At 69.0% G+C, this 12,070-nt stretch carries 9 protein-coding genes; 2 read left to right on the top strand and 7 right to left on the bottom strand.

The features are described 5' to 3' along the window. The 7 genes from ACEZHJ_RS04615 to ACEZHJ_RS04585 form a co-directional block, all read right to left on the bottom strand. On the bottom strand, window positions 1–330 hold a 330-nt coding region (locus ACEZHJ_RS04615), incomplete at its 3' end, for a 3-hydroxyacyl-CoA dehydrogenase NAD-binding domain-containing protein (protein WP_375036281.1). Next, window positions 323–1,969, bottom strand: coding sequence for an acyl-CoA synthetase (locus tag ACEZHJ_RS04610; protein ID WP_205599826.1), 1,647 nt, complete (start codon window positions 1,967–1,969; stop codon window positions 323–325). The genes ACEZHJ_RS04610 and ACEZHJ_RS04615, both read right to left, overlap by 8 nt. Window positions 1,970–2,094: 125 nt before the next feature. Next, the gene (bktB, locus tag ACEZHJ_RS04605) at window positions 2,095–3,285 is read right to left on the bottom strand and encodes a beta-ketothiolase BktB (protein WP_163140390.1); all 1,191 of its coding nucleotides are present in this window, start codon (window positions 3,283–3,285) and stop codon (window positions 2,095–2,097) included. Window positions 3,286–3,333: 48 nt separating this feature from the next. After that, window positions 3,334–4,971, bottom strand: a complete 1,638-nt coding sequence (locus tag ACEZHJ_RS04600) for an electron transfer flavoprotein-ubiquinone oxidoreductase (protein WP_163140388.1) — start codon at window positions 4,969–4,971, stop codon at window positions 3,334–3,336. Window positions 4,972–4,982: 11 nt separating this feature from the next. Continuing rightward, window positions 4,983–6,755, bottom strand: a complete 1,773-nt coding sequence (locus ACEZHJ_RS04595; protein ID WP_163140386.1) for an acyl-CoA dehydrogenase — start codon at window positions 6,753–6,755, stop codon at window positions 4,983–4,985. Between the two features lie 27 nt (window positions 6,756–6,782). Next, window positions 6,783–7,733 (bottom strand): electron transfer flavoprotein subunit alpha/FixB family protein, encoded by a 951-nt coding sequence (locus ACEZHJ_RS04590; RefSeq protein WP_018719672.1) that lies wholly within the window; start codon window positions 7,731–7,733, stop codon window positions 6,783–6,785. 2 nt (window positions 7,734–7,735) lie between these two features. Next, the gene (locus tag ACEZHJ_RS04585; protein WP_018719673.1) at window positions 7,736–8,485 is read right to left on the bottom strand and encodes an electron transfer flavoprotein subunit beta/FixA family protein; all 750 of its coding nucleotides are present in this window, start codon (window positions 8,483–8,485) and stop codon (window positions 7,736–7,738) included. A gap of 217 nt (window positions 8,486–8,702) precedes the next feature. Between ACEZHJ_RS04585 and speE the strand changes: the two genes are divergently transcribed. Then, window positions 8,703–9,575: a polyamine aminopropyltransferase gene (gene speE, locus ACEZHJ_RS04580; RefSeq protein WP_018719674.1), complete on the top strand. Its 873-nt coding sequence runs from the start codon at window positions 8,703–8,705 to the stop codon at window positions 9,573–9,575. 207 nt (window positions 9,576–9,782) lie between these two features. Next, complete coding sequence (locus ACEZHJ_RS04575) at window positions 9,783–12,029, top strand: TonB-dependent receptor (protein WP_018719675.1); 2,247 nt, start codon at window positions 9,783–9,785, stop codon at window positions 12,027–12,029. The last annotated feature ends 41 nt before the right edge of the window (window positions 12,030–12,070 follow it).

Here is a 12,070-nt window from a genome sequence, read left to right as displayed (position 1 = left end):
TGCCACGGTGTCGAGCTCGCGGAAGATGCCCTCCTTGAGCTCCGGGGACTCCGGCGCCGCCTCGACAATCACCGTTGCATCGGCCAGGTCCGCCATGCGGGTGGTGACGCTGAGTCGCGCGAGCGCGGCCTCGGCGGCGTCAGCCTCCAGCCGGCCCTTGTCGACGAGGCGGCGCAGGCCGCCGCCGATGGCCTCGCGGGCCTGCTCCAGTGCGGTCTCGGAGACATCGCAGATCACGACCTCGCGATCCGCGACCAGGGCGGTCTGGGCGATGCCCCGGCCCATGGTGCCCGCCCCCACGACGGCGATGCGCTGCGGCGTGTCAGTCATCGGCATCCTCCTCTGCCATTCCCCGTAGGACGTATTTCTGGACCTTGCCCGTGGCGGTCTTCGGCAGCTCCGAGAACACCACGTGCCTGGGAACCTTGAACCGCGCGAGGTGGGCACGGCAGTGCTCGATGATATCCGCCTCCGTGACCTCCTCGTGCCCCGGCTTCAGGGTCACGTACGCGCACGGGGTCTCGCCCCACTTTTCGTCGGGTTTCGCCACCACCGCCGCCTCGGCGACCGCCGGGTGGCGGAACAGGACATCCTCGAGCTCGATGGTCGAGATGTTCTCCCCCCCGGAGATGATGATGTCCTTGAGCCGGTCCTTCAGGTCGATGTAGCCGTCCGGGTGCCACACCGCCAGGTCGCCGGTGTGATACCAGCCGTCCGCGAACGCCTCACGGGTGGCCGCCTCGTTCTTGAGATAGCCCTTCATGATGTTGTTACCGCGCATCACGACCTCGCCCAGCGTCTGGCCATCCTTCGGGACCGGCGCGCCGGTCTGCTGGTCGATCACGCGCAGACCCTCGAGGACGTGGTAGCGCACGCCCTGGCGGGACTTGATCCGCGCGCGCTCGTCCAGCGGCAGCTCGTCCCACTCGTCGCGCCAGCCGCACACGGTCACCGGGCCGTAGGTCTCGGTGAGGCCATAGACATGGGTGACCTCGATGCCCAGGGACTCCACCCCCGCCAGGGTCGCCGCCGGCGGCGCGGCGCCCGCGGTCATCGCCCGCACGGTATGGCCGAACGTGCGGCGCTGCGACTCGGGCATGTTCACCAGGCCGTTGAGCACGATGGGGGCACCGCAGAAATGGGTGATGCCTTCCTCGTCGATCAGTGCCATGATCACCGCCGGGTCGACCTTGCGCAGGCACACGTGGGTGCCCGCCGCGGCGGTCACCGTCCACGGGAAGCACCAGCCGTTGCAGTGGAACATCGGCAGGGTCCACAGGTAGACGGGGTGGTGCGGCATGGCCCACACGCACATATTGCCCAGGGCATTCAGGTAGGCGCCGCGGTGGTGGTAGACCACGCCCTTGGGATTGCCGGTGGTGCCCGAGGTATAGTTGAGCGAGATGGCGTCCCACTCGGCCTCCGGCAGGCGGTAGGCGAACGCCGGGTCCCCCGCCTCCAGGAAGGCCTCGTAATCCGTACCGCCCAGGCGGCGCCCGCCAGGGCCCTCCGGATCGGCGACCTCCACCAGCACCGGCGGCTCGTCGAGCTGTGCCAGGGCCTGCTCGACGACGTCGGCGTACTCGGTATCGGCAATCAGCACCCGGGCCTCGCCGTGGCGCAGCATGTAGGCGATGGAATCGGCGTCCAGTCGGGTGTTCAGTGCATTGAGTACACCGCCGGTGAAGGGCACGCCGAAGTGCGCCTCGAGCATCGACGGGATATTGGGCAGCATCACCGCGACAGTGTCGCCGCGGCCGACGGCCCGCTGGCTCAGCGCCGAGGCGAGCCGGCAGCAACGCTCGTAGGTCTGGGCCCAGTTGCGGCGGGTAGCACCGTAAACCACCGCGGTGTAATCGGGATAGACGACGGCGTTACGCTCGATGAACGTCAGCGGCGACAGCGGCACGTAGTTCGCCCCGCACGCCGGCAGGCCCTGATCGAAGATATTCACGCTGGCTTGTTCCATTGCAAGCTCCCGGTTTAGCGTCTGATTCTCAGCCCATACGCAGCGGCGCCGCGGGCTGCTCTCCTCCTATGCGAAAATGGCTGCCGCACCACCTCCCGGTTATGTAGCCACGACTGTGATTCGTACTAATCCGATCGCAAACGCTCGAACAGCGCAGCGATGCCCTGACCGCCGCCGATGCACATGGTCACCACCGCGTAGCGCCCGCCGATGCGCTCCAGCTCGTGGATCGCCTTGACGGTGAGGATGGTCCCGGTGGCACCGATGGGGTGGCCGAGGGAAATACCGCTGCCGTTGGGGTTCACCCGCGCCGAGTCCAGTTCGAGGTCTCGCACCACCGCCAGCGCCTGGGCGGCGAAGGCCTCGTTGATCTCCCAGGTGTCCACATCGCCGGTGGCCACGCCGGCGCGCTCGAGCAGCTGGCGCACGGCGGGGACCGGACCGATGCCCATGTACCGCGGCTCCACTGCGGCGACCGTGCCGGCAACCAGCCGCGCCCGCGGATTCAGGCCCTGGCGCTCGGCAGCCTCGCGGGAAGCGAGTACCACCGCGGCGGCGCTGTCGTTGAGCGTGGAGGCGTTGCCGGCGGTGACGGTACCGCCGTCGCGCTTGAACACGGGCTTCATCGCGGCCATGCGCTCGACGTCAACGTCCCGGCGGGGCCCCTCGTCGGTGTCCACGGTGACCGTGCCCCTGCGCCCGCGGATCTCCACCGGAAGGATCTGCTCGCGGAAATGGCCGGCGTCGATGGCCGCGCTCGCCCGGCGGTGGCTCTCCGCGGCGAGGGCGTCCTGGTCCTCGCGGGGGATTCCCCACTTCTCGGCAACGTTTTCCGCGGTGATACCCATGTGACACTCGTCGAACGGGTCGGTGAGCGCGCCGACCATGGCATCGAGCATCTGCCCGTCGCCCATGCGCTGGCCCCAGCGGCCGGCGGGCAGCCAGTACGGTGCACGGCTCATGGCGTCGCCACCGCCGGCGACGGTGCAATCCGCCTCGCCGGTGCGGATGTAGTCGGCGGCGGTGAGGATGGCCTGCAGGCCGCTGCCGCACAGCCGGTTGAGGGTGAGAGCCGGGGTGGAGACGGGCAGGCCGCCGTTCACGGAGGCGACCCGGGCGAGGTACATATCCCGCGGCTCGGTGTGAATGACATTGCCGAAGACGGTATGCCCCACCGCCTCCGGCGACACTCCGGCACGGACGACTGCCTCGTGCACCACCGAGGCGGCGAGTTCGCCGAGGGGAACGTCTTTGAGCGCGCCGCCATAACTGCCGATCGGGGTGCGGACACCGTCGACAACGACTACTTCCTGCATATCGCCTCCAGAAATGTACCGCTCGTGTCTTCGAAAACCCGGCCAGCCCTACATGTTGGGGTAATTGGGTCCACCGCCACCTTCGGGGACGACCCAGTCGATGTTCTGGGTGGGGTCCTTGATGTCGCAGGTCTTGCAATGCACGCAGTTCTGCGCGTTGATCTGCAGGATCGAATTGCCCGAGTCGTCGTCGACGAACTCGTACACCCCAGCCGGGCAGTAGCGCGCCTCCGGGCCGGCGTAGCGCTCGAGGTTCACGCGCACAGGCACCCCTCCTTCTCGCAGCGTGAGATGGCAGGGCTGGCTCTCCTCGTGGTTGGTGTTGGAGATGAACACCGAGGAGAGGCGGTCGAAGGTGATCACCCCGTCTGGCTTGGGATAGTCGATGGGCGTGGCCTCGTCCTTCGGTTTGAGCTGCTCGTGGTCGGCGTGGTGGTGGAACGTCCACGGTGCCTTCCCCCGGAAGAGGTACGTGTCGATGGCGGAGTAGGCGATAGCCGGCCACAGCCCCCAGCGGAAGGCGGGGCGGATGTTGCGCGCGCGGTAGAGCTCGTCCCACAGCCAGCTCCGGCGCAGCTGCTCGGGATAGGCGCTGACTTCGGCACCGGCCTCCGCCGCCTCGCCGGTGAGCGCCTCGAAGACCGCCTCCGCGGCGGTCATGCCGGACTTCATGGCGGTGTGACTGCCCTTGATCCGGGGGGTGTTGAGAAAGCCCGCGGTGTCACCGATGAGCGCCCCGCCCGGGAAGGTCAGCCGCGGGATGGACTGGTAGCCGCCCTCGCTGATCGCACGTGCGCCGTAGCTGATGCGTCGCCCGCCCTCGAAGGTGGGACGGATCGCCGGGTGGGTCTTGAACCGCTGCATCTCCTCGAACGGCGAGAGATAGGGGTTGTCGTAGTCGAGCCCCACCACGAAGCCCACCGCGACCTGGTTGTCCTCGAGGTGGTAGAGAAAGCTCCCCCCGTAGGTTTTCGGGTCCATCGGCCAGCCCACGGTGTGGATGACCAGTCCCGGCTGGTGCTGCGCCGGATCCACCTCCCAGAGCTCCTTGATCCCGAGCCCGTAGGTCTGTGGATCGGCCCCGGCACGCAGGTCGAAGCGCTCGAAGAGGCGCTTGGTGAGCGAGCCGCGGCAGCCCTCGGCGAACAGCGTCTGGCGGGCATGCAGCTCCACGCCCGGCTCGTGGTTCGCCCCCGGCGTGCCGTCCGGGTTCAGCCCCATGTCACCGGTGGCCACGCCCTTGACCGAGCCGTCGTCGTGGTAGAGCACCTCGGCGGCGGCGAAGCCCGGGTAGATCTCAACGCCGAACGCTTCGGCCTGCTCGGCGAGCCAGCGGCAGAGATTGCCGAGGCTGATGATATAGTTGCCCTCGTTGGCCATCTGCGGCGGCGTGGGCAGCCGCCGGGCACTTCGCTCGCCGAGCAGCAGGAAGCGGTCCTCGGCGACCGTGGTGTGCAGCGGCGCGCCGCGATCGCGCCAGTCCGGAAGCAGCTCGTCGAGCGCGCGCGGGTCAAGCACCGCTCCGGAGAGGATGTGGGCGCCGATCTCGCTGCCCTTCTCCAGCACGCATACCGACAGCTCCTGCGCAGCCGCCGTGGCCTGCTGCATCAACCGGATCGACGCCGCCAGCCCCGAGGGGCCGCCACCGACGATCACCACGTCGTAGTCCATGCTCTCGCGTTCCATGCCCCTTTTCCTCAGAACTGCTCCTCAGCCAGGGACAGCGTGGCCCCGTCATCATCGGTCACACCATGACCGAGCGCATCCGCCCGCGGCAGGAAGTGACGCATGTAGAACGCCGCCGTGGCACGCTTGGCCTCGTAGAAGGGATGCTCGGCGGTGCCGGCCTCCAGGGCCCGGTCGGCGAGCACCGCCGCCCGGCCCATCTGCCAGCCACCGAGCACGAACCCCGCCTGCATGAGATAGGGGGTGGCGCCGGCCAGGGCCGCCTCGCCACCGTGCTCCAGGAGGTGCACGGTACTCCGCCGCAGGCCGTCCAGCGCGGCCCGCAGGGCCTTGCCCTCGACCGCCAGGGCATCACGCTCCGCCAGCGCCGCCGCATCCGCCTCGGCCTCGTCGAGCACCGCCGACAGGGTCTCGCCACCGTCGCGAAGGACCCGGCGCAGGGTGAAGTCCTGGGCCTGGATACCGGTGGTCCCCTCGTAGATGGTGGTGATACGGGCGTCACGCAGGTATTGCGCGGCCCCGGTCTCCTCGACGTAGCCCATGCCGCCGTGCACCTGCACACCCAGCGAGGTCAGCTCGTGGCCGAGTTCCGTCGCGGTGCCCTTGATCAGGGGCGTGAGCAGCGCCACCCGGCGCTCCGCCGCGGCGGCGTCACCGTTGTCCGGCGCACGCCGGGCGACGTCCATTTCCGCAGCGGCAAGCATACCCAGCGCCCGCATCGCCTCGGTGCCGGCACGCATGGTCATGAGCATCCGCCGCACGTCCGGGTGGTGGATGATGGCGGCCGGCCTGCTGCCGCCGGGGCGACGCCCCTGCACCCGCTCCCGGGCATAGTCCCTGGCCTGTTGATAGGCGCGCTCGCACACGCCAACTGCCTGGACGCCGACCTTGTGGCGGGCCTCGTTCATCATCGTGAACATCTGGTGGAGACCGCGCCCGGGCTCGCCGACCAGGTAGCCCACCGCCCCGCCGTCGTCGCCGAAGCTGAGCAGGCAGGTGGGGCTGGCATGGATGCCGAGCTTGTGCTCCAGCGCCACGCAGCGCACGTCGTTGCGCTCGCCGGGCCGGCCGGCGTCGTCGACGAAGCGGTGGGGCACCAGGAACATGGAGATGCCGCGGTTGCCCGCTTCGGCGTCCGGGGTGCGGGCGAGCACGAGATGGACGATGTTCTCCGTCATGTCGTGATCGCCCCAGGTGATGAACAGCTTCTGTCCGGTGATCCGGTAGTGATCGCCCTCCGGCACGGCGCGCGTGTTGATCGCGGAGAGGTCCGAACCGGCCTGGGGCTCGGTCAGATTCATCGTGCCCGGCCACTCGCCGCTGACCAGCGGCGCGAGAAATCGCTGCTTGAGGCTGTCACTGCCGTGGCGCTCCAGCGCCAGCACGGCCCCGGCAGTGAGCAGCGGACACAGCGCCAGCGCCATGTTCGCGCTATTCCACACTTCCTGGGTGGCGCAGGCGAGCAGCTCCGGCAGGCCCTGCCCACCCCAGTCGGGATCGGCGGCAATGCCGTTCCAGCCTCCTTCGACGAAGGCCTGGTAGGCCTCGCGGAATCCCGCCGGGGCGTGCACGCCGGTCTCGTCAAGCCGGCAACCCGCTTCGTCACCGCTGCGGTTGAGCGGTGACCAGACCTCGCCGGCGAGACGCGCCGCCTCCTCAAGCACGGCCTCGACGACGTCCGGCGTGGCCTCCTCCAGGCCCGGCAGGGCAGCCACCCGGTCCAGTCCGATGAGCTCTTCGATGACGAAGCGCAGTTCGCGCACGGGGGCAAAGTAGGCAGTCATGATTGTCTCGCTGTCCGGGCTGGCGGGTCACTGGCGCGTACGCAGGGCGTCGAGCAACTGCGGCACGGCCTCGAACAGATCGCCGACCAGGGCGTAGTCGGCAACCTGGAAGATGGGGGCCTCCTCGTCACGGTTGATCGCGGCGATCACCCGACTGTCCTTCATGCCGGCGAGGTGCTGGATGGCCCCGGAGATACCGACCGCGAGATAAAGCTCCGGGGCTACGATCTTGCCGGTCTGTCCCACTTGGCAGTCGTTGGCGATATAACCGGCGTCCACGGCAGCGCGGGAAGCGCCCACCGCCGCACCGAGCTCGGCGGCGAGCTCGCGAAGCATGTCGAAGGCCTCGGCGCCGCCGAGGCCACGCCCGCCGGAGATCACCACCCTGGCGTTAGCGAGATCCGGCCCGTCGCCGGCACTCAGCGACTCGTCGACGAAACGTGACAACGGCGGGTGATCCCCGGCGGACAGGCGCTCGCAGGGAGCTGCGGTATCCGCCTCCGCCACGGAGTCGAAGGCGCTGGTGCGCACCGTGACCACACGCACGACGTCTTCGCAACGCACCCGTGCCAGGGCATTGCCGGCATAGATGGGGCGGATAAAGGTACGCCCGTTCTCCACCGCGACGGCATCGGAGACCATCGCCACGTCCAGCAGCCCGGCCACCCGGGGCATCACGTCCTTGCCGGTACTCGTGCCCGCAGCGACGACGCCGTCGTAGCCGCCGTCGCGCACCAGCGTGGCGATACGCTCCGCCACGGGCTCGGCGAGGTCGTCAGCATAGGCGTCGTCCTCACAGAGGAGGACCTGGACAGCACCGTCCAGCCCCGCCGCGGCGTCGGCGACACCGACACAGCCGGGACCGCCGATGACCAGGACGTCGTAGCCCTCGCCGAGCTGCCGGGCGGCGGAGGCCGCGCGCCGGCTCGCCTCGCCGAGGGTGCGTCCGTCGTGCTCTGCGATCAGGAGGATACTCATGGTCAGATCACCTGTGCCTCGTCACGGAGCCGTGCAGCCAGCTCGGCAGCGTCGGCGACGCGCACGCCGGGCTCGCGCCCCGGCGGCTCGCTGACGCCAAGCAGCGTGAGCCCGGCGTCCCCGGCCACACCCAGGTCGGCGAGGGACATGGCCTCCAGGGGCTTGCGCTTGGCCTTCATGATGTCGGGGAGCTTTACGTAGCGGGGCTCATTGAGCCGCAGGTCGGCGGTCACCACCGCGGGCAGCCGGAGCGCGACCCGGCGCGTGCCGCCGTCCACCTCTCGCGCGACGATGACCTCGCCATCCGCCGGCTCGATGCCACAGGCAAAGGTGCCCTGGCCCCAGCCGAGCCGGCCCGCCAACATCTGCGCGGTCTGGTTGGAGTCGTCGTCGATGGCCTGCTTGCCCATGAGGATAAGGTCCGGCGTCTCCCGCACGGCCAGCTCGGCGAGGGCGCGGCTGACCGCCGGCGGCTGGAGCTCGGCGTCCGTGTCCACGTGGATGCCGCGATCGGCGCCCAGGGCGAGCGCGGTGCGGATCACGTCGGTGACGGCTTTTTCGCCGATGCTGACCACCACGACCTCGTCCGCCTGCCCGGCCTCGCGCAGCCGCACCGCGGCCTCGACGGCGATCTCGTCGAAGGGGTTCATGGACATCTTCACGCTGGCGGTATCGACCCCGGAACCATCGGGGCGGACACGCACGCGGACGTTGTGGTCGACGACGCGCTTGGCGGTGACCAAGACCTTCATGGCGACTCTCCCCCTCTGCGCGCTGCTTGCCTTGGGTGGGCTCACGCTATTCGCTATCAAATATAGTGTCAACACTGTATTTGATTAGGTAAATACTGTGGCGCAGGCGGGTACGGGATACGCGGCAGAGGCCGCGGACACCGTGCGCAGCCTGGGGGAATGGCTGCTCCGTGTCGGTACTAGTAAACTCCCGCCGACCATCCACCGGGAGCCGCCCATGAGCCTCGACGATCAATGGTTCTCCGAAGCATTCGAGAGCGAGGGTGTCGCCTTCTCGCTGCGAGTGCACCGCAAGCTCCTCGATGAGCGTACCCGCTATCAGCACATCCAGGTCTTCGAGACGAGCCACTGGGGCAACGTCCTCACCCTGGACGGCTGCGTGATGCTGACGACGCGGGACAACTTCCTCTACCACGAGATGATGGCCCATCCGGCGCTGTTCACCCACGCCGATCCCCGGCGGGTGCTGATCATCGGCGGCGGCGACTGCGGCACCCTGCGCGAGGTCCTGCGCCACCCCGGCGTGGAGCGCGCGGTGCTGGTGGACATCGACGAGGGCGTGACCCGGGCCTCCGAGCGCTTCTTCCCCGAGCTCACCGAGGCCAACGGCGATCCCCGCGCGGAGCTGCGCTTCACCGACGGTGTCGCCTACGTCCGCGACACGCCGGCGGACTCATTCGACGTGGTCATCATCGACAGCACGGATCCGGTGGGCTTCGCCGAGGGCCTGTTCGGCGCCCCTTTCCTGCGCGAGGTGCACCGCGTCCTCGACGACGGCGGGCTGGTAATGCAGCAGAGCGAGTCGCCGCTGTTCCACGCCGACACCCTCATCCGCGACCTCCACGGCGCACTCGCCGAGGCGGGCTTCGACCAGCGCGTGACCCTGCCCTTCCCGGTGCCGAGCTACCCCGGCGGCTGGTGGAGCGCCACCCTCGCCGGGCGCGGCACGCCGGTGTACGGCTTCCGCGAGGCCGACGTGGCCGCACGGCCGTTCAGCACCCGGTACTACGACGCCGGCACCCACCACGGCGCCCTCGCACCGCCGCCGTTCTGCGCCGGCGTGTTCCACCCCACGGCCTCCGCCGGGTAGCGCGTTCCACCCCGCTCACCCGGAGCGCGGACGCCCCGGCCAACCTGACCGGGCACGGCACCGCCGTCGCCGGTGCCACATCGAAAGGCATCCACGCAGGCATCCGGCAACGTCCCGGATACGCCGGGCCGGTTGCGTACAAACGGATGAAAATCATTATTGTTATTGCTAGTCTCCGCCTTCCAACACCTGCCCAGGGAGACCGCAATGACGACCAACACCCATGGCCCCCCGCTCGCAAGCGCCGGACGGCTCATCGGTACCAGTGCGCTGGCCTGCCTGGCCGTCGCCGCCCATGCCGAGGAAGAGCAGGCCATTACGCTGGACGAGACCGTGGTGGTCGGCAGCCGCGCCCCGGCGAAGATCAGCGACCTGCCCGGCACGGTCTGGGTGGTGGAACCCGAACAGTTCATGGAGCAGGTACGCGGCGGGGCCTCCCTGAAGGAGGCACTGGGCAAGCTCATCCCCAGCCTCGACGTCGCGCCCCAGGGCCGCACCAACTACGGTCAGAACATGCGCGGCCGCTCGGTGCTGGTGATGATCGACGGCGTCTCGCTGAATTCCTCGCGGGGCATCAGCCGCCAGTTCGACAGCATCGACCCGTTCAACATCGCCCGGGTGGAGGTCCTGTCCGGCGCCACGGCACTGTACGGCGGTGGCGCCACCGGCGGGATCATCAACATCATCACCAGGCGCGGTGACAGTGGCGGCCCCGAGTTCGCCACCCAGACCGGCGCGACCAGCGGCTTCAATGACGGCGACGACTACCAGGCACGGGTCGCGCAGTCCGTGAGCGGCGGCAGCGAGCGGGTACGCGGCCGGCTCGGCCTCGCCTACCAGCGCAACGGCGGGTTCTATGACGGCAGCGGCGAGCAGATCATTCCGGACATCTCGCAGACGGACCTCCAGTACAACCGCAGCATCGACCTGACCGGCTCGCTGGACATCGATCTCGGCCCCGACCAGAGTCTGGCGTTCACCGGCCAGCTCTACGACTCCGGCTACGACGGCGACCGCGGGCTCTACCTCGGCGAGGACCTGGCCGCGGTCACCGGCTCCGACCCGGGCAGCTTCGACATCCGCGGCGGCTTCGAGAGCGACCGCGAGCCGGCCACCGAGCGGCACATGCTCAACGCCACCTACCACCATGCGGATCTGCTAGGCCAGGAGCTCTACCTGCAGGCGTTCACCCGCGGCGAGGAGGCGGCATTCCATCCATTCCCGTACCTGTACTCGGATCTCGACCAGGATGGCAACGCGGACCCCTACTACTCCGCCTCCGAGCAGAACACCGACGTCCACGGCGCCAAGGCGCTGGTGGTCACGGACCTCTCGCCGGTGCGTCTGCAGTGGGGCGTGGACGCCGACCGCGAGACCTTCGACGCCAACCAGATGCTCTTCGACTACCAGCGGGTGCTCGACAGCGGCGGCCTGAAGCTCGACGAGACCGCCACGGTGGGCCGCTACCCGAACTACCAGGTGGACACCATGAGCGCCTTCCTGCAGGGCGAATGGCAGGTCAGCGAGCGCTGGCGGCTATCCGCGGGTGTGCGTCGGCAGCACTCGGATGTGGAGATCGACGACTTCGTCGGCGCCGAGCAGCAGGTCGCGGTAGCCAGCGGGCTGGCGGATTCCGCCGAGGCCATCCCTGGCGGCAGCAACGACTACGAGACCACGCTGGTCAACGTCGGTGCGGTCTTCGACGTGTCCATGAGCGATCAGCTCTGGACCAACTTTTCCCAGGGCTTCGAGATCCCGGACCCGGCCAAGTACTACGGCCAGGGCCAGTACACCCTGGACGACGGCCGCTACGTGCTCGACGACAGCGTCAACGTCGACGATTCACCGCTGAAGGGGATCAAGACCAGTCAGGTGGAGATCGGCTGGCGTCATTTCGGCGAGCGCACCACCGCACAGGTCGCCGCCTACTACGCCTGGTCCGAGGAGGCCCTGGACTATGACAGCCAGAGCCTCGCTGTGAAGGTACTCGACGACGAAACCCGGGATTACGGCATCGAGGGCAAGCTCAGCTACCGCCTGACCCGGGCCTGGCGCGTCGGCGGCAGCGGCCACCTGGTGCGCTCGGAGCGCAAGGTCGACGGCGAGTGGCAGAAACGCGCCGCCACCTCGGCCAGTCTCTCCAAGGCCACCGCCTTCGCCGGCTGGCAGCGCGGCGGCACCCGCGTGCGGCTCCAGTACACCCGCACCTTCGATCTGGAGGACGACGCCGGCAACGAGATCAAGGGCTTCCAGACCGTCGACCTGCTCGGCAGCCACCAGCTCCCGGTCGGCGAGCTCTCCTTCGGCATCCGCAACCTGCTGGACGAGGAGTACACCACCGTTTGGGGACAGCGCGCCCAGATCTTCTACGCGCCCTACTACGGCCCGGAGGAGATGTTCGACTTCAAGGGCCGCGGCCGCACCTACAGCCTCACCTACACGGTGCACTACTGAGGCCGGCGGTGAGGACGCACAGCCATTCGTGGCCCGGCGCC

Source organism: Arhodomonas sp. KWT2 (genome assembly GCF_041949875.1).
Taxonomy (GTDB): domain Bacteria; phylum Pseudomonadota; class Gammaproteobacteria; order Nitrococcales; family Nitrococcaceae; genus Arhodomonas; species Arhodomonas aquaeolei.
The sequence above is the reverse complement of the archived record's forward strand: the minus strand, read 5'-3'. Positions and strand labels throughout refer to the sequence as shown.